We start from the raw sequence: 17,654 nt of genomic DNA on the forward strand, positions 1-17,654 counted from the left end.
TCTGTCAAGGTTTTTTCATTGTATCGTTTTCGTAAAATAGAGAAGAACTATTAACGGTAAAATACTATCGAACTGAATGTATGAAAAGTTTGTGCTTAATTTGAAATATTAAAAAGTTTAAATTCCGTAAAAAAAGAGATATAATGAAAGCGTATCCAATATATTTGTACGTTATAAATTTAGGTTTTGTTTGTTTTTGTAAAAAAATGAAATAAATCAAGAAGTGACAAGATGATTCTTATATATTATGATAGCTGATGGTGTGTATCAGTTTATTGAATTGATTCTATAAATTTATTAGTACAAATAGAAAAACAAAAAAGCAACAGATTAATAGATTATTAGTAAATAACTTTTTCATAATGAAGATTTAGGGGGAACTATTATGAAATATCGCTCAGTTTTTGATATTATTGGTCCAGTTATGATTGGTCCATCTAGTTCGCATACTGCAGGTGCAGCAAGAATGGGGCAAGTTACTCGTCAGCTGTTCCGTCATGAACCTGAGAAAATTATCATTTCTTTATACGGTTCGTTTGCGAAAACGTATCGAGGTCACGGTACGGATGTAGCGCTTGTTGGAGGAATACTAGGATTTGAAACGGATGATCCTCGTATTCCACAAGCACTTGAAATTGCAAAAGCAAGTGGAATTGACGTTACATTTATTGAAGAAGAAGCACAAGCAGTGCATCCAAATACAGCGAAAATTCGTTTGTACAAAGATGAGGATGAAATTGAAGTGGTTGCTTGCTCAATCGGCGGTGGGAAAATTGAAGTTGTGGAGCTAAATGGATTTGATTTGCAATTAACAGGCACAAGTCCGGCGCTCCTTATCGTAAATAATGACCGTTTCGGAGCAATTGCTTCTGTTACATCTATTCTTGCAAAGCACGAAATCAATATTAGCATGATGAGTGTTTCACGTAAGGAAAAAGGAAGAAAAGCATTAATGGTTATTGAAACGGATGAATTGTTAGCAAATGAAATAATCGAGGAAATTAAAGCGCAGTCAAATATTTGTCAAGTAACAATTATGGATTAATAGCAGGGGGGACACAACATGTTTCGGAACGTAGCGGAACTGGTTGCACAAGCAGAAGAGAAAAATGTAAAAATCGCAGAGATTATGATTCAATGTGAAATGGAAACAAGAAACCTTTCTCGTGAAGAAGTAATCGCTGGTATGGAAAAAAATTTAGTTGTAATGGAAAAAGCAGTTGAGCGCGGAATTCAAGGCGTAAAATCTCCGACTGGACTGACTGGTGGAGACGCAGTGAAAGTACAAGCGTACATGAAAAGCGGAAAAGGGTTGTCTGGGGATACAATTTTAGATGCGGTAAGTAAAGCTGTCGCAACGAATGAAGTAAACGCTGCTATGGGTATTATTTGTGCGACGCCAACAGCTGGTTCAGCTGGGACAGTACCAGGTGTGTTATTTGCGCTAAAAGAAAAATTAAACCCAACACGTGAAGAAATGATTGAATTTCTATTTACAGCTGGTGCGTTTGGTATGGTTGTAGCTAACAATGCTTGTATTGCTGGAGCAGCTGGTGGGTGCCAAGCGGAAGTTGGTTCAGCAAGTGGTATGGCAGCGGCAGCAGCTGTTGAAATGGCTGGAGGTACACCACAGCAGGCGGCAACAGCGATGAGTATTGCGCTTAAGAACATGCTCGGTTTAGTATGTGATCCTGTTGCAGGTCTTGTAGAAGTACCATGTGTAAAACGCAATGCAGCTGGCGCATCAAATGCGATGATTGCAGCTGATTTATCATTAGCTGGTGTAACGAGTGCCATTCCATGTGATGAAGTAATTGAAGCAATGTACCGCATCGGGCAATCGATGCCAAGTGCGCTTCGTGAAACAGCAGAAGGCGGTCTTGCGGCAACGCCAACGGGGCGTCGTATACAAGAAGAAATTTTTGGGAAGAAAAGTGAATAAGAGAAAAACCTTGCTTACTCAGCGAGGTTTTTTTATTTTTCATTTACAAATTTCTCTAACGTTTCACCAAGCTCGTGAGAACGTTTTGTTGCTTCTGTAATACATTGAATAAGTGCTTCTTGAAATTGAAAGCTTTTCAATACTTCAATGCCAGCTTCCGTCGTTCCTCCTGGTGATGTAATTTCTTTTCGTAATATAGAAGGGTGCTTTGTATTTGTTTTTAACATCTCTGCGGCACCAATCATTGTTTGGAGAATAAGTGATTTTGCAACAGTTTCCTCTAGGCCGATTTGTTTTGCGGCATTTTCCATTGCTTCGACAACGTAATAAATATAAGCTGGTCCACTTCCTGATAAAGCGGTGACAGCGTGCATGTGCTTTTCTTCTACAACAGAAACAAGACCAATTGTTTCAAAAAGCGTTTTTGCAAGCATGATATGTTCTTCTTTTGCGTGAACAGAAGGAGAAATAGCAGTAGCGGATTTTAAAATCGTCGATGATGTATTTGGCATTGCCCGGATGATAGGAACATTTTTTTGTAATAAATTAGTAATGGATGTCGTAGATACACCTGCTAATAATGAAATGATTAATTGATTCTCTGTAATGTAATCTTGTAATGGAGTAAGAGCCTCCACAACATCTTTTGGTTTCATTGCTAAAAATATGATATCGGCATGAGCAAGCAGCTCTTTTTTATCATGTGTACCATGTACTCCGTAGCGATGATGTAACTCTTGCAGTCTTCTTTCATTAGAGCGGTTACTGACAGTAATTTGTTCCCCTTTTACAACGTGAGCTTGTAATAAGCCGGCAAGGGTAGCTTCGGCAATTGAACCTGCACCGATAAAAGCGATTTTTTGTAGTGACATGATGAGTCCTCCTTTTACTATGTATATGAGAATAACTTATAAATTTACATACATTCGGTTCTTTATAGAAAATCCCTCCTTTTTATCTGAAAATAATGACAAATATTTATGTAAGATGTAAACTGAAGGAAGATTCATTTTTTGAAACGGAAAGAAAGAGGGGGCGAACATGTATGACAGTCATTCATCGAATGGAAATTCCTGTTCCATTTGCAGTTGAAGTAGTCAATGTTTTTTTAGTAGAGGGAGAGACACTCACATTAATTGATACAGGAACAAATACAGAAGAAGCGAGACTTGCACTGGAGAAGCAACTAGGTGCGTTAGGATATCAGATAGAAGATATTGAAACGGTTGTTCTTACACACCATCATGCAGATCATTGCGGATTATTGGATATATTTTCTGAACGAACAAATATTGTTGGACATCCGTGGAATGAACCGTGGATTACACAAGATCCGCAATTTCTAAAGCGTTATCAACAGTTCTTTTTAGAAGCATCTGTGCAATTTGGGGTTCCAGAAGTCTTGTTACCACAAGGTGCATTGTTAACGAAAACACTGATTTATTCTTGTAAACGTTCGCTTACACATACTGTACGAGAAGGAGATAGTATTGCTTCTTTACCGGAGTTTACGGTGATTGAAACACCGGGGCATGCCTCTACTCATATTTCTTTATACCGTGAAAGAGATGGGTTGTTAATTGGCGGGGATGCGCTGATTGGACATATTTCTTCTAATCCAATTCTAGAGCCGCCATATGAGGGAGAAACAGAACGAGCACAACCGATGCTGCAGTACAATGAAACATTAAAGCGTTTAGCTCGTATGAATATTTCACGTGTTTTATCAGGGCATGGAGAAGATGTTCTTGATGTAAAAGGGCTGGTAAATGAGCGATTACAAAAACAAGGGGCAAGAGCTTTTAAAGTATTAAATTTATTAAAAGAACAACCGATGACAGCATTCGAGGTGTGTGTCAAACTATTTCCTACGTTATATGAAAAGCAGTTGCCGCTTACAATCTCTGAAACAGTTGGACAATTAGACTTTTTAGCATATAATCAACAAGTGATGATTGATAAGTCATCAGAACAATGGATTTACTATGCAAAGTAGGTGACAGCCATGAGCCGACGTTTACAAGACAAAGTAATCGTCATCACAGGAGCTTCAAGTGGAATTGGAGAAGAGCTAGCGATGCAAGTAGCGGAGCAAGGTGCAATCACTGTACTAATTGCTCGTACAGAAGAAAAACTGCGAGCGCTCAAGCAAAAAATTGAAACAGCATATCGTACTTCTTGTCATTACTATGTTTTGGATGTTAGTAATGAAGAAGAAGTGGAGTTTGTTTTCACACAAATACTTCATGATATAGGACGTATTGATATATTAGTCAATAATGCTGGTTTTGGCGTTTTTAAAACATTCGTTGATGCATCGGTACAAGAAGTAAAGGATATGTTCGATGTAAATGTATTCGGTTTAGTAGCATGTACGAAGGCAGTTTTGCCTTATATGTTGAAACGAAATAGCGGGCATATTGTGAATATCGCTTCACTAGCAGGGAAAATTGCAACGCCAAAATCAAGTGCATATGCAGCAACAAAGCATGCAGTATTAGGGTTTACAAATAGTTTGCGCATGGAACTTGCAAATACAAACATTACTGTAACAGCAATTAATCCAGGTCCAATTGATACAAACTTCCATACGATAGCAGATCAATCTGGTACATACGTAAAAAGTGTCGAACATTACATATTAAAACCAAACTATGTAGCGCAGCAAATTGTAAAAGCAATCGAAATGAAAAAGCGTGAAGTGAATTTACCCAAGTGGATGAATTTAGGACCGATTATTTTTTCATTGTTTCCAGGGTTATTCGAGCGTGTAGCTGGAAAATCATTAAGTAAAAAATAGGAGANNTCTCCTATTTTTTACTTAATTAAATTGTCTATTGCTGATTTTAGTTCAATATTTTCTTTGTAATAATATCTCTCTTTAAGATAACGTAATATATTCGTATACGACATCCTCTATCGCCTCATACAAATCAATCTCTGTATTACTAGAAAGTATGTTTTGAATACGTTTTATAAGCATTTTATAGTCTTCTTGTGAAGTTGGCGTACATTGATATTGTTGAAAACTTTTTGTAATCATTTTTTGGATTAATTTTTCATTCATGATTTTTCCCACCTACATGTATATATGTATTGTTTTTATTGTACTTGAATTAGAAAAGAAAGTCTCTATTTTGTTTGTTTGCATAAAAATTCATCTACTTTGAAAGTTTTATTAGTAAAATGACTTTTAATATAGGTTTTTATTATTTAAAAATTTATAAATATTTAATTGACTCTATAAATATACAGTATTATAATCATACTTAAATCTAAAAGGTAATGAGGAGGAATTATGAAAGCGGCAATTATTGGGGCAACTGGATACGGAGGACTTGAGCTTTTACGGTTATTAACACATCATCCAAGTTTTACAGTGACATCGGTACATTCTTTTTCGCAAATTGGAGACGTCATGACAACACCTTATCCCCATTTATCTACTTTTGTTTCTCACACATTAGCAGAAGTAGATGTTGAAGGAATTGCAAAAGAAGCAGATATTGTATTTTTAGCAACTCCGGCTGGGGTGTCAGCAAATTTGACTCCAAGTTTACTAGAAGCGGGTATGAGAGTTATTGATTTATCAGGAGATTTTCGAATTCGAAAGCCGTTTATATATGAAGAGTGGTATAAAAAAGAAGCTGCGAAAGAAGAAGTGTTACAACAAGCTGTGTATGGATTAACGGAGTGGAAAAAAGGTGAGATCGCAACAGCAAACTTAATTGCGAATCCAGGATGTTATGCAACAGCAACATTACTGGCGGCAGCTCCTTTAGTAAAAAACGGAATAATTGAAGTGGATTCACTTATTATTGATGCAAAATCAGGGGTTTCTGGAGCTGGAAAGACACCAACAAGTATGACGCATTTCCCAGAAATTCACGATAATTTATACATTTATAAAGTAAATGAACATCAGCATGTTCCGGAAATTGAGCAAATGCTACAAGAGTGGGATGAGAGCATGAAACCAATCACATTTAGTACACACCTTATTCCGATTACAAGGGGAATTATGGTAACACTCTATGCAAAGGTAAAGCAAGAGATAACAGATGTTACACTTCAGCAAATTTATGAAGAGAGTTATTGTCACTCACCGTTTGTAAGAATACGAGAAAAGGGAGTTTTTCCAAGCCCGAAAGAAGTAAGGGGATCTAACTTTTGTGATATCGGAACAGCTTACGATAAGCGGACGGGACGAATTACGATTGTAGCAGTCATTGATAATGTAATGAAGGGTGCAGCTGGGCAGGCTGTACAAAATGCAAATATATTGGCAGGAGTGAAAGAAACGGAGAATTTACACTTTATGCCGCTATATCCGTAAGGGGGAAGAATCATGATTGAAACAGTATTATGCACGAAGATAGAAAACGGTTCGATTGTAACACCAAAAGGATTTGCAGCAATTGGAATTCATGCGGGGTTAAGAAAAGAGAGAAAAGATATAGGAGCAATTGTGTGTGAAGTGCCAGCTAGCTGTGCGGCTGTTTATACACAAAATCAATTTCAAGCAGCTCCTCTTATTGTTACGAAAGAAAGTATTGCTGCCAAGGAAAAATTACAAGCTATTGTTGTCAATAGTGCAAATGCAAATTCTTGTACAGGCGAACAAGGACTACAAGATGCATATGAAATGCGTGCATTAGCAGCTAAGCAGTTTCATGTAGAGGAGCATTATGTTGCGGTAGCGTCTACAGGAGTTATTGGAGAGCCTCTACCGATGGAAAAAGTGCGAAGCGGTATTTCTTTTTTACAACCATCAAAAGAATTAGAGATTGCGGCATCATTTTATGAAGCGATTTTGACAACAGATTTAGTTGCGAAACAATCGTGCTATAAGCTCTCTATTGAAGGAAAAGAGGTTGCAATTGCCGGGGCTGCAAAAGGTTCAGGAATGATTCACCCGAATATGGCAACGATGCTTGGGTTTATTACGACTGATGTAAATATAGAAAGTGAAGCGTTGCAAAGAGTATTGTCACAAATTACGAATCATACATTTAATCAAATTACGGTCGATGGAGATACGTCTACGAATGATATGGTACTTGTTATGGCAAGCGGCCTATCAAACACAACCGCAATATGTGAAGAACATCCAGAATGGGAGAAGTTTTTGATGGCACTTGAAAAGGTGTGTGAAGATTTAGCAAAGCAAATTGCGAAAGATGGAGAAGGGGCGACAAAGTTAATTGAAGTAAATGTGCATGGCACACGCACTGTAGAAGAAGCAAATATGATTGCGAAGAAAATTGTCGGTTCCAATCTTGTAAAAGTAGCTGTATACGGCGAAGATGCAAACTGGGGACGTATTATTAGCGCAATTGGACAAAGCGGCATTGTAATTGAAACGAGTACGGTGGATATTAATGTTCAGTCGATTGCAGTATTAAAAGGTAGTGAACCGCAACATTTTTCAGAAGAAGAGATGAAACAACTGTTGCAGCAATCAGAGATTGTTATAGATGTATATGTACATCTTGGCAAAGCCAGTGGAAGAGCATGGGGATGCGATTTAAGTTATGAATATGTGAAAATTAATGCTTGTTATCGCACATAAGGAGAGAAGAAATGAGAGAGCGTATTGTAATAAAGTGTGGCGGTAGTATGTTAGCTCGTTTAGGTGAAACATTTTTTCAATGTATGAAACAAATGGCACAAATATATGACGTGATTGTTGTTCATGGCGGTGGGCCTGAAATTGATGCGATGCTTAATAAATTAAGTATCCCAATTGAAAAGAAAGATGGACTGCGTGTAACAACAGCAGAGGTAATGGAAGTTGTGCAGATGGTTTTATGCGGTAGTACAAATAAGACATTTGTTTCAAAGTTAAATGAACAAGAACTTGGAGCAATTGGATTATCCGGCTGTGATGGGAAGTTATTGCAAGTTGTTCCGTTAGAAGAGAAGTTTGGCTTTGTCGGTGAAGTGCAATATGTTCAAACGATGTTACTAGAACATTTGTTAGTAAATCAGTTTATTCCTGTTGTTGCACCAGTTGGAGTCATGGCTGGACAGGTATACAACGTCAATGCAGATACAGCGGCAGCAGCAATTGCGACAGCGATGAATGCGAAAAATTTAATTTTTATTACAGATGTAGATGGTGTCATATATAAGGAGGAGCTCCTTGAGCAAGCAGAGGAAAAGCAGCTTCTAGATCTTATAGACAATGGAATTATTACTGGTGGAATGATTCCGAAAGTGAAAGCAGCACTGAAGTCACTAGAACTAGGTGTAAAGGATGTTGTAATTGTAAACGGTACACAACGTTTTCTGACAAATAAAGGAGAGTGGATTGGTACAACAATAAAAAAAGGGGGGATCTATAATGGGACAGCATGTTTTTCCAACATACAGTAGACGAAACATTGAAATTGTGAAAGGCAGCGGCACAAAGGTTACAGATAAACAAGGAAAGCAATATTTAGATTTCACTTCTGGAATTGCGGTATGCAATTTAGGACATTGTCATCCAGCGGTGGTAAATGCTGTGGAAGAACAGTTAAAGACAATATGGCATATTTCAAATTTATTTCCCCATACAGTGCAAGAAGAAGTCGCTGCGCTATTAACGAAAGATCGAGGATTAGACTATGCATTTTTTTGTAATAGCGGAGCCGAAGCGAATGAAGCAGCGCTGAAGTTAGCGCGTAAGCATACAGGGAAATCAGTCGTGATTACGTGTAAACAATCGTTTCACGGACGAACGTTTGGAACAATGAGTGCAACAGGGCAATCTAAAATCCATGATGGATTCGGCCCGCTCCTCCCGAGTTTTCTGCATCTTCCTTTTAATGATATTGCTGCGTTTCAAGAAGCGATGAATGAAGAAGTCGCAGCTGTTATGGTGGAAGTTGTGCAGGGAGAAGGTGGCGTTCTTCCTGCAGATATCACATTTTTACGTGAAATCGAGAAGTTGTGTCATGCACACGATGCACTTTTTATCGTAGATGAAGTGCAGACCGGAATTGGAAGAACAGGGACGTTATTTGCATACGAACAAATGGGGATTTCCCCTGATATTGTCACAGTTGCAAAAGCGCTTGGAAATGGTATTCCAGTTGGAGCGATGCTTGGGAAAAAGGAATTAGGATCTGTTTTTTCCCCTGGGACACATGGTTCGACGTTTGGCGGGAATTTTATCGCGATGACAGCTGCAAAAGAAGTATTACAAATTATTTCACAACCTTCTTTTTTGCAAGAAGTACAAGAAAAGGGAGCATATTTTTTACGAAAATTACAAGAAGAATTACAGGATATGAATTGGATTATTGATATTCGCGGGAAAGGACTTATGATTGGGGTTGTTTGTAAAGGAGAAGTTAGTCCTATGATAACGGCGTTAGAGGAAGAAGGGCTTCTTGTTTTGCAAGCCGGGTCAAATGTGCTGCGTATATTACCGCCACTTATCGTAACGAAAGAAGAAATCGATGAAGCAGTACATATGATAAATCGTGTATGCAAACAAGTATTGATTAAATAGAGGAGGAATTCATATGAAAACAATGTCTGTACCTAAACTTCAAACAAAGGATATTTTAACATTAGAAGAATTAACGAAAGAAGAAATCATTGCAATTATTGAGTTTGCGATGTATGTAAAAAAAGAAAAAACATTGCCCTTATTAAATGGTAAAATTTTAGGATTAATCTTTGATAAGCATTCTACTCGTACACGTGTATCATTTGAAGCTGGTATGATTCAGCTTGGAGGACACGGTATGTTTTTAAGCGGTAAAGAATTGCAGCTCGGTAGAGGAGAAAGCATTGCAGATACGGCCAAAGTGCTGTCACAATATATTGACGGAATTATGATACGAACATTTTCACATGCGGAAGTAGAAGAATTAGCAAAAGAAGCGACAATTCCAATTATTAATGGATTAACAGATGATCACCATCCATGTCAAGCGCTGGCAGATTTAATGACGATTTATGAAGAAGTGAATACATTCCAAGATATCAAACTTGCTTACGTTGGAGATGGAAATAATGTTTGTCATTCATTGCTGCTTGCAAGTGCAAAAGTGGGAATGAATATTACAGTTGCAACGCCTCCAGGATATGAAGCGGATGAAGAGATTGTAAAACGTGCAATAGAAATTGCAAAGGGAACAGGAGCTAAAATTGAAGTTACGCATAATCCAAAAGAAGCTGTTAAAGAAGCAGATTTTATTTATACAGACGTTTGGATGAGCATGGGCCAAGAAAATAGTAAGGAGAAATATGAATTATTTCAGCCATATCAAGTAAACGGGCAGCTCACTCAGTATGCAAAATCAACTTATCGTTTCTTACATTGTTTGCCTGCTCATCGTGAAGAAGAAGTAACCGCAGCAATTATTGATGGGCCACAATCAATTGTATTTCAGCAAGCCGGCAATCGTTTGCATGTACAAAAGGCATTATTAGTCAGTTTATTACAAGAAAAACAACCTTCTTCATAATGGAAGGTTGTTTTTTATTTAAAATGTCTTATTGAGATTTCGCATTTTCTCTTTGTATACTTTATAATAGTAAATAACAGAAAAATATAAGAGAGATGATTCAGATGCGAGTAAATAAGAAAACGTATTCATTCTTTCAGCGTATTTGGCGAGGAATGAAATTAAATTATTATAAATTATTGCGTGCACCAGAGGGTGCGAAAATTGTATCAAGAGGATTTGCTGTTGGTTTTGGAATAGAAATGCTAGTTATTCATACAGCTTCTCTCATATATCTTATTTTTTATCCACTCGTTCGATTATTGAACGGTTCGTTTCCTGCAGCTATTATCGGTAATCTTATTGGAAAAGCATCATTTTTACCTGTTATTCTAATTCCGTTCGCACATGCACTTGGAAAACTTATTTATCCATTTGAAGTAAAAACAATGCCGTATCACCACTATACAATAAAAGACTTTTTTTCAAGTAATGGGCTAACGATGTTAAAAAACCTGTTACAAAACGAAGTGTATGTAATAATCGGAATGACAATCATAGGAATTGTATTCGGCATAATTGCCTATTTTGTTATGTACTATTTATACGAGAAAAACCGCAAACTGAGATTGACAAGAAGAAAGAAACAAATAAAAAGACCCATTACACAAATATAATGAATGCACATCAAATTTCCTTTTTGAATATGCTTCTAAAAAGGGGGAAATTTGATGTTTTTTTCTTATTATGCTCCTAGGTACTATCCGCATATTGTATATTATCCTGTCCCATATGTAAGACAGATGCAACCATCACAAGAAACGAAACCGTATTTAACTACTTGGCCGTATTCCAATGTATATTATGGAAATTATTATGAAGCATAAAGCTGCCTCCGTTTAGAAGCAGCTTTATATATTTGCTTTCATAATTAAGTTTTGAATTGTTTGTAGCGAATGGGTAAGTTGTTCCCGGTCGCTTGCTGATAACGTTTGTAAATTTTCTTTCAGTTTTTCTAAAAGGAATTGTTTGTATTGGTTTACCAATAATTTCCCTTCAGCTGTAAGAGACATTAAAATAACACGCCGATCTTTTTCGCTATAATGGCGCTCTACAAGTTCTTCTTGAATGAGTTTGTTTAGCAATGGTGTCATATTCGGTCTCGAAATAGCTAGACGTTTTCCGATTTCTGAAACTGCTAATGTATCCCGTTCATGCAATAACAATAACACCTGTGTATGTGATGGTGGCATATGTCGACGAGAAGAGAACTCTCCAGGAAGCATAAACTTGCGATAAAAAAGAGGCACTAACGAAAGAAGATGATCAACGATACGCTCCCACTCACGTGACTCCATATAACAGGCCCCCTTCTATTCTTATTGTAACAAAAAATCACGATGTATAAAAATAGAATTATTTGCTTTTATATTGATTCCGCCCAAACAAGCGGTATGTGTGAGTGGTACAAGATGGAAGCCCGTCTGTAACGGCCCGATTGGTTCAACTAACCGTAAGTAGGAAAATCGCCTACTTACGGAAGTTTCACTTTATATGATAACACTTGCTGTACAAAGGATTCTGCAATTTTTTCATATCCTTTATCATTCGGATGAACTTGGTCGTATAGTAAGTCTTTTTGATCAGTTGGTAATAATTTACGAATCGGTAATACGAGTGAAGGTTGATTTTCTTTTGAAATCGAATATATTGTTTTGTTCCAGCTATCTAAGAAAACATTTGCGTAAGAAGCAATAGGATCTTCGAGTTTTAATGGGTTATAGAGCTCAGATAAAATGATGAGTGCATTCGGATTAGACATACGAATGGTCTTTACGATGTTTTGTAAATCGCGTTCAAAACGATCTTGCTCTTCATTTAATAATTTCATTCCTTCCGTAATACCGACATTTTTGTTTATGTGTAAAATGTTATTCCCACCAATACTAATTGTAATAATGTGGGCATCTTTTATTTTTTGTTTTACTTCTTCTGTTTGTACCATTTGAAGTAAACCATCTGTTGTTAAGCCGTTTACAGCAAGGTTATCGACAGTAATTTGTTTGTGCAATTGCTCTTCTAATTCCTGAGAAGCAATTTGTGTATAGCCACCTTGTGTAGACCCGTAGCCTTTTGCAAGAGAATCACCTAAGACAAGATGATGTAGTGTTGCATCTGTTTGTGAATCAATCCAATGCGGAGCAGTTGCTGTTGGAGATTCCTTTTGAACATTTGTCTCATGATTCTTTTCATAATCCAAAAATATAATGATAAGAAGGAGGAGACAAAGTGCAGATAAAATGATTTTTTTCATCGTTATACCCTCCTTATAGATGGTTATTGTACCATATTCATTAGGAGAAGTAATGGAGTAGGCATTATGTTATGACTTCAAAAAACTTTTACATTATTTTTACAGAAAATTTGTGGAAGTCTGTCAAAATTCGTTGACGATATAAATTACTGTTCGTTATGATAAATATCAGACGGGTAGATTTATTATTATGTTCTCAAATGAGGTAAGACAACTAACTTCTTTAAGAATCTGATTGTGTGAAGGGATACACACCTAATATTCTACTTTGTCGCAGGGGATTATTTTATAAGGGGGATTTTTTTGTGAAAAAATCAACAAAAATGTTGGCTGGTGCTGCGCTTGTATTAGGAGTTATTGCTCCGCAAATATGGCCTACACCTGTACATGCAGAGGAAGAGGGAAGTACTGTAAAACTAAGAATATTAGAAACATCTGATATTCATGTGAACTTAATGAATTATGATTATTATCAAACAAAAACAGATAATAAAGTAGGATTAGTTCAAACAGCGACTCTTGTTAATCAAGCGAGAGAAGAGTCGAAAAACTCTGTTTTATTTGATGATGGGGACGCGCTGCAAGGAACACCGCTTGGCGATTATGTAGCAAAAGTAAAAGGGTTAGATGGAAATTATGTGCATCCATTATATCGTTTAATGAATATGATGAAGTATAACGTTATTTCACTTGGAAACCACGAGTTTAACTATGGTTTAGACTTCTTAAACAAAGCGATTAGCAAAACAGAGTTCCCTGTGATTAACTCTAATGTATATAAGGATGATAAAGATAGTAATGAAGAAAATGATCAAAATTACTTCAAACCGTATCATATATTTGAAAAAGAAGTAGAAGATGAATCTGGTCAGAAACATAAAGTGAAAATTGGCGTAATGGGCTTTGTTCCACCGCAAATTATGAGCTGGGATAAAGCGAATTTAGAAGGAAAAGTAAAAGCGAAAGATATTGTAGAAACAGCGAAGAAATTAGTACCTCAAATGAAGGCAGAAGGTGCAGATATTATTGTTGCATTGGCGCACTCTGGCATTGATAAGAGTGGATACAATATTGGAATGGAGAATGCTTCTTTTTATTTAACGAATATTGATGGTGTCGATGCGGTATTAACAGGACATTCCCATGCGGTTGTAACCGATACATTTAATGGCGTTCCGGTTGTAATGCCTGGTGCATTTGGAAGTAACTTAGGAATTATTGATATGGAATTGAAACAAGTTAATGGAGAATGGGAAGTACAAAAAGATAAATCTAAACCTTCTGTTCGTCCAATTGCAGACAGTAAGGGAAATGCTTTAGTAGAATCGGATCCATCTTTAGTAGCAGCAATAAAGGATGATCATGAAGCGACAATTAAATATGTAAATACACCAGTTGGTGAAACGACAGCACCAATTAACAGCTATTTTGCGCTTGTACAAGATGATCCATCTGTTCAAATTGTAACGAATGCGCAAAAGTGGTATACAGAGCAGAAGATGAAGGGCACAAAATTTGAAGGTTTGCCAATTTTATCAGCAGGTGCACCGTTTAAAGCGGGTGGACGTAACGGATCTACATATTATACAGATATTCCAGCTGGAACGCTTGCAATTAAAAACGTTTCGGATTTATACGTATATCCAAATACATTATATGCAGTGAAAATAAATGGCGCTCAGTTGAAAGATTGGTTGGAGATGTCTGCTGGTCAATTTAACCAAATTGATTCAAGTAAAACAGATGAGCAAAAATTAGTGAATATAAATTACCCAACATATAACTTCGATGTGTTAGATGGAGTTAAATATGAAATTGATGTAACACAGCCAGCTAAGTTTGACAAAGATGGAAAAGTTGTAAATGAAGCTGCAAATCGTATTGTGAACTTAATGTATGATGGAAAACCGGTAACTGACAATCAAGAGTTTGTTGTAGCAACGAATAATTACCGTGGTAGCAGTCAAACATTCCCAGGTGTAAGTAAAGGAGAAGTGATTTTGCAATCTCCTGATGAAACGCGTCAAATTATTGTAGAATATATGAAACAAATGAAAACAATTAACCCGACAGCAGATAAAAACTGGACGTTTAAACCAATTGCTGGTGAGAAATTGAATATAACATTTGATTCTTCACAGAACGCCCAAAAATATATAGAAAAAGACGGGAATATTTCTTATGTTGGTCCATCAGAAAATGAATTTGCGAAATATGCGATTGATTTAACGAAAAAGAATGAATCAACTGGTGGAGATAACGAGACTAATCAACCAACGACGCCACCTGATAATAATAACGGTGGAGATCAACCGAAAACACCAGAAGATAATAATAACGGGGAAGAGACGCCGACAACTGCAGATTCGGTTCAAGATCAACCGCAAACAGATAATAGCTTGCCGAAAACAGGGGCGAATGTGTTTACGACATTAGCAGCAGGACTTGCATGTATTGGTGCAGGTGCGCTAGTGCTATTTAGAAGAAAGAAATTAAATAAATAATAAAGAAAAGTCCACTGCTATGCAGCGGACTTTTCTTTATGTTCTTTATCCCATGAAAGGCCAAAGCCTGTGAATCCCACGAGTAAAGTGATAATTGGGCAAAGTAAGCAGAAAACTGTGTATGGAAGGTAGCTCACCGTTGGTACGTTTAGGACACTTGTGAGAAACACACCACTAACTCCCCATGGTACAAGTGGATTAATAACTGTACCTGCATCTTCTAATACACGTGATAGATTGCGGCGTTTTAATCCCATCTCATCGTATTTTTCTGCAAATGCTTGACCTGGTAAGATGATTGATAAGTATTGTTCGCCAAGTAAAAAGTTAACACCGATTGCAGTAATTGCTGTAGAGAAGATTAAACGTCCGCTCGTTTTGACAAAGCTTGAAATTGCTGCCATAAGTTGCTTAATAATTCCCATTTCTTGTAGCAATCCTCCCATGCCAAGAGAAAGGAAAATAAGGGCAACAGACATTAACATACTTTGTAATCCACCGCGTGTTAATAAACTATCAATATCTTTTACACCTGTATGCGATACATATCCGTTTTGCATAATATTAATTAAATTTGTAAGAGATGTATTTGGAGTAAAAATAAATAGAATGATAATGCCTGAGATAATACCAGCAAGTAAAGTTGGAACTGCTGGTACTTTTTTTACAGCTAATACAAATAGCACAAGAACTGGCAGTAAAGTAATTACAGAAATTGTTGTATGTTCTTGTAATGTTTCTGTGAAAGATCCAAACTGAAGTTTTCCAGAAGTTCCTTTCCCAAGAATGAAGAAAATAACGAGTGAAATAATAAATGCCGGTACAGTCGTCCAAAGCATATTTCGAATATGGTCAAACATGTCAACTTTAGAGACAGCAGGTGCTAAGTTTGTTGTATCAGAAAGAGGTGACATTTTGTCTCCAAAGAAGGATCCGGAAATAACAGCACCAGCAACTAAAGCAGCGTCGTAGCCAAGAGCACCTCCCATTCCCATGAAAGCAATTCCAACTGTAGCAGCTGTTGTAAAGGCACTGCCAATACTAGTGCCGATAATAGAGCATACGATAAAGACTGTTGGTAAGAAGATTTTCGGTGAAACAATTTGAAAACCGTACACCATTAATGTTGGAATTGTCCCTGCAGCAATCCAAACGCTAATTAATACACCGACAAGTAAAAAGATAAAAATAGATGGCAGACCAGCTGAAATTCCATTTCTCATTCCTGTTTCCATAACAGACCATGGAATTTTTTTTGCGAATCCAAACGCTAATAATATGACAATCCCAAATAAAATAGGAATATGAGGCATAACTTGTAATTGAATGACGCTAAAACCGATACAGAAAAAGATAAGAGCTGTTAGTATAATAGATGCTCGTTTTGAAATCATGATAATAAATCCTCCCTAGATGTTATGTTTTACTATGATTTGAAAAAATACGCCAATATCGAATAATTCCCCCGGCCGTTGAAAATCGCATACTACTTCTCTCCTTTTTTAAAAATAAAAAACGCCCCTGCAATATATGCAGGGACGAAAATGATCGCGGTACCACCCTAGCTTGTGAAATGTACGTATGACAATTAAAGGTATACACCGATTAATCAAAATAAAAAACGCCCCTGCAGTATATGCAGGGACGAAAATATCGCGGTACCACCCTAAATTGTGAAACAAAAAACATTTCACCACTTTGCAGAAATAACGGTCTGTAACCGTCTTTCACTACTCCAACTGTTTCGTAAAAGAAGCTTAAGGGGGTAATTCATACTCCGTTCTGTACTGATTCGCACCAACCATCAGCTCTCTGAAAGCATGAAACGAAATACTACTAAATCCTATCATTGCCGATTCATATCGTGTTAGTAAATTTTTATCATAAAAAAGAGAAGGATGTCAATAGTTATTTTTGAATTTATACGATAGGAATAATGTAAAGAAAATTATGAAAAAAATATCAATAATGTACGTTATAATGAACAAGAAAGGAGGGGAAAACATGAAGATGAAAATTATAATTGTTTCTATGGTGTTCACAGTCGTCGGCGGTGCTGGAGTTTATACAGCGTTTGCGGCATCTCCTAATTTAATAAAGACAAGTGCTGAAAAACCACAAGAAACGGTACAACAAAATAAAGAAGAAAAGAACGTAGGTGAAGAAGAGAAAATACAGAAAACAGCCAATAAATTAGGAGTTTCTACAGAAGGAAAAACAAAAGAACAGATCCAAAAAGAAATAGATGCAGTGCGTTATGAAAAGCGACAAGAGCTTCTTCGAGAGCATGCAAAAGAGCTGGGAATTGAAATAGAAGGCAAAACAGATGAACAATTGATTCAGGAGATTGGTAAAATTCAGCACGGTAAATAGGACGACTTATCATAGGATAAGTCGTTCTTTTTTAAGAATATTATTGCATTGAAAAAGAATTGACAGTGTTTGTTTTA

Annotated in this window: 18 protein-coding genes and 1 other annotated feature; of the genes, 13 read left to right on the plus strand and 5 right to left on the minus strand. The window is 36.7% G+C overall.

The window, feature by feature from the left end:
* The first annotated feature begins 385 nt into the window (after positions 1-385).
* Positions 386-1,045: an L-serine ammonia-lyase, iron-sulfur-dependent subunit beta gene (sdaAB, locus tag CN326_RS19465; RefSeq protein ID WP_098310623.1), complete on the plus strand. Its 660-nt coding sequence runs from the start codon at positions 386-388 to the stop codon at positions 1,043-1,045.
* An 18-nt stretch (positions 1,046-1,063) separates the two neighbouring features.
* On the plus strand, positions 1,064-1,942 hold the full coding sequence (sdaAA, locus tag CN326_RS19470; protein ID WP_098310624.1) for an L-serine ammonia-lyase, iron-sulfur-dependent, subunit alpha: 879 nt from the start codon (positions 1,064-1,066) through the stop codon (positions 1,940-1,942).
* 32 nt (positions 1,943-1,974) lie between these two features.
* Here the strand turns inward: sdaAA and proI are convergent, their stop codons facing one another.
* Complete coding sequence (proI, locus tag CN326_RS19475) at positions 1,975-2,814, minus strand: pyrroline-5-carboxylate reductase ProI (RefSeq protein ID WP_098310625.1); 840 nt, start codon at positions 2,812-2,814, stop codon at positions 1,975-1,977.
* 173 nt (positions 2,815-2,987) lie between these two features.
* Between proI and CN326_RS19480 the strand changes: the two genes are divergently transcribed.
* Together CN326_RS19480 and CN326_RS19485 are read left to right on the plus strand one after the other, a co-directional pair.
* A complete protein-coding gene (locus tag CN326_RS19480) occupies positions 2,988-3,938 on the plus strand; it encodes an MBL fold metallo-hydrolase (RefSeq protein ID WP_098310626.1) in 951 nt (316 codons plus the stop codon).
* Between the two features lie 9 nt (positions 3,939-3,947).
* Positions 3,948-4,742 carry an SDR family oxidoreductase gene (locus CN326_RS19485; protein WP_098310627.1) on the plus strand — a complete coding sequence of 265 codons (795 nt, stop codon included), beginning with the start codon at positions 3,948-3,950 and terminating at the stop codon, positions 4,740-4,742.
* Positions 4,743-4,823: 81 nt separating this feature from the next.
* Here CN326_RS19485 and CN326_RS19490 read toward each other — a convergent pair whose 3' ends face one another.
* Positions 4,824-5,009, minus strand: coding sequence for a YqzH family protein (locus tag CN326_RS19490; protein ID WP_098310628.1), 186 nt, complete (start codon positions 5,007-5,009; stop codon positions 4,824-4,826).
* Positions 5,010-5,240: 231 nt separating this feature from the next.
* Here CN326_RS19490 and argC point away from each other — a divergent pair, with 231 nt between their 5' ends.
* From argC to CN326_RS24735, 7 genes are all read left to right on the plus strand, one after another.
* Positions 5,241-6,278, plus strand: coding sequence for an N-acetyl-gamma-glutamyl-phosphate reductase (gene argC, locus CN326_RS19495; RefSeq protein WP_098310629.1), 1,038 nt, complete (start codon positions 5,241-5,243; stop codon positions 6,276-6,278).
* Positions 6,279-6,287: 9 nt separating this feature from the next.
* Positions 6,288-7,514, plus strand: a complete 1,227-nt coding sequence (argJ, locus tag CN326_RS19500; RefSeq protein ID WP_303745197.1) for a bifunctional glutamate N-acetyltransferase/amino-acid acetyltransferase ArgJ — start codon at positions 6,288-6,290, stop codon at positions 7,512-7,514.
* An 11-nt stretch (positions 7,515-7,525) separates the two neighbouring features.
* Positions 7,526-8,320 carry an acetylglutamate kinase gene (gene argB / locus CN326_RS19505; RefSeq protein WP_098310631.1) on the plus strand — a complete coding sequence of 265 codons (795 nt, stop codon included), beginning with the start codon at positions 7,526-7,528 and terminating at the stop codon, positions 8,318-8,320.
* Positions 8,289-9,443, plus strand: a complete 1,155-nt coding sequence (locus CN326_RS19510) for an acetylornithine transaminase (protein ID WP_098310632.1) — start codon at positions 8,289-8,291, stop codon at positions 9,441-9,443. Before argB ends, CN326_RS19510 begins: the two co-directional genes overlap by 32 nt.
* A gap of 13 nt (positions 9,444-9,456) precedes the next feature.
* A complete protein-coding gene (argF, locus tag CN326_RS19515; RefSeq protein ID WP_098310633.1) occupies positions 9,457-10,407 on the plus strand; it encodes an ornithine carbamoyltransferase in 951 nt (316 codons plus the stop codon).
* A 104-nt stretch (positions 10,408-10,511) separates the two neighbouring features.
* Positions 10,512-11,063 (plus strand): DUF2062 domain-containing protein, encoded by a 552-nt coding sequence (locus tag CN326_RS19520; RefSeq protein WP_098310634.1) that lies wholly within the window; start codon positions 10,512-10,514, stop codon positions 11,061-11,063.
* Positions 11,064-11,117: 54 nt separating this feature from the next.
* The gene (locus tag CN326_RS24735) at positions 11,118-11,273 is read left to right on the plus strand and encodes a hypothetical protein (RefSeq protein ID WP_176524696.1); all 156 of its coding nucleotides are present in this window, start codon (positions 11,118-11,120) and stop codon (positions 11,271-11,273) included.
* A 24-nt stretch (positions 11,274-11,297) separates the two neighbouring features.
* Here the strand turns inward: CN326_RS24735 and CN326_RS19525 are convergent, their stop codons facing one another.
* Together CN326_RS19525 and CN326_RS19530 are read right to left on the minus strand one after the other, a co-directional pair.
* Positions 11,298-11,744: a MarR family winged helix-turn-helix transcriptional regulator gene (locus CN326_RS19525; RefSeq protein ID WP_098310635.1), complete on the minus strand. Its 447-nt coding sequence runs from the start codon at positions 11,742-11,744 to the stop codon at positions 11,298-11,300.
* A gap of 176 nt (positions 11,745-11,920) precedes the next feature.
* Entirely contained in the window at positions 11,921-12,700 is a 780-nt protein-coding gene (locus CN326_RS19530; protein ID WP_098310636.1) for a GDSL-type esterase/lipase family protein, read from the minus strand.
* A 305-nt stretch (positions 12,701-13,005) separates the two neighbouring features.
* On the opposite strand from CN326_RS19530, the gene CN326_RS19535 reads away from it, so the two are divergent.
* The gene (locus CN326_RS19535) at positions 13,006-15,204 is read left to right on the plus strand and encodes a bifunctional 2',3'-cyclic-nucleotide 2'-phosphodiesterase/3'-nucleotidase (RefSeq protein WP_098310637.1); all 2,199 of its coding nucleotides are present in this window, start codon (positions 13,006-13,008) and stop codon (positions 15,202-15,204) included.
* 17 nt (positions 15,205-15,221) lie between these two features.
* On the opposite strand, the gene nhaC is transcribed toward CN326_RS19535, so the two are convergent.
* Complete coding sequence (gene nhaC / locus CN326_RS19540; protein WP_098310638.1) at positions 15,222-16,598, minus strand: Na+/H+ antiporter NhaC; 1,377 nt, start codon at positions 16,596-16,598, stop codon at positions 15,222-15,224.
* Between the two features lie 243 nt (positions 16,599-16,841).
* Positions 16,842-17,063 (minus strand) — a binding site (T-box leader).
* A 121-nt stretch (positions 17,064-17,184) separates the two neighbouring features.
* Between nhaC and CN326_RS19550 the strand changes: the two genes are divergently transcribed.
* Positions 17,185-17,577 carry a hypothetical protein gene (locus CN326_RS19550; RefSeq protein WP_141525085.1) on the plus strand — a complete coding sequence of 131 codons (393 nt, stop codon included), beginning with the start codon at positions 17,185-17,187 and terminating at the stop codon, positions 17,575-17,577.
* The last annotated feature ends 77 nt before the right edge of the window (positions 17,578-17,654 follow it).

The organism is Bacillus sp. AFS018417 (genome assembly GCF_002560985.1).
GTDB lineage: Bacteria > Bacillota > Bacilli > Bacillales > Bacillaceae_G > Bacillus_A > Bacillus_A rhizoplanae.

Excerpts from the sequence above, each read along its gene's own strand:
- sdaAB (WP_098310623.1), top strand. The coding sequence starts at position 386 with ATGAAATATCGCTCAGTTTTTGATATTATTGGTCCAGTTATGATTGGT.
- sdaAA (WP_098310624.1), top strand. The coding sequence starts at position 1,064 with ATGTTTCGGAACGTAGCGGAACTGGTTGCACAAGCAGAAGAGAAAAAT.
- proI (WP_098310625.1), bottom strand. The coding sequence starts at position 2,814 with ATGTCACTACAAAAAATCGCTTTTATCGGTGCAGGTTCAATTGCCGAA.
- CN326_RS19480 (WP_098310626.1), top strand. The coding sequence starts at position 2,988 with ATGACAGTCATTCATCGAATGGAAATTCCTGTTCCATTTGCAGTTGAA.
- CN326_RS19485 (WP_098310627.1), top strand. The coding sequence starts at position 3,948 with ATGAGCCGACGTTTACAAGACAAAGTAATCGTCATCACAGGAGCTTCA.
- CN326_RS19490 (WP_098310628.1), bottom strand. The coding sequence starts at position 5,009 with ATGAATGAAAAATTAATCCAAAAAATGATTACAAAAAGTTTTCAACAA.
- argC (WP_098310629.1), top strand. The coding sequence starts at position 5,241 with ATGAAAGCGGCAATTATTGGGGCAACTGGATACGGAGGACTTGAGCTT.
- argB (WP_098310631.1), top strand. The coding sequence starts at position 7,526 with ATGAGAGAGCGTATTGTAATAAAGTGTGGCGGTAGTATGTTAGCTCGT.
- CN326_RS19510 (WP_098310632.1), top strand. The coding sequence starts at position 8,289 with ATGGGACAGCATGTTTTTCCAACATACAGTAGACGAAACATTGAAATT.
- argF (WP_098310633.1), top strand. The coding sequence starts at position 9,457 with ATGAAAACAATGTCTGTACCTAAACTTCAAACAAAGGATATTTTAACA.
- CN326_RS19520 (WP_098310634.1), top strand. The coding sequence starts at position 10,512 with ATGCGAGTAAATAAGAAAACGTATTCATTCTTTCAGCGTATTTGGCGA.
- CN326_RS24735 (WP_176524696.1), top strand. The coding sequence starts at position 11,118 with ATGTTTTTTTCTTATTATGCTCCTAGGTACTATCCGCATATTGTATAT.
- CN326_RS19525 (WP_098310635.1), bottom strand. The coding sequence starts at position 11,744 with ATGGAGTCACGTGAGTGGGAGCGTATCGTTGATCATCTTCTTTCGTTA.
- CN326_RS19530 (WP_098310636.1), bottom strand. The coding sequence starts at position 12,700 with ATGAAAAAAATCATTTTATCTGCACTTTGTCTCCTCCTTCTTATCATT.
- nhaC (WP_098310638.1), bottom strand. The coding sequence starts at position 16,598 with ATGATTTCAAAACGAGCATCTATTATACTAACAGCTCTTATCTTTTTC.
- CN326_RS19550 (WP_141525085.1), top strand. The coding sequence starts at position 17,185 with ATGAACAAGAAAGGAGGGGAAAACATGAAGATGAAAATTATAATTGTT.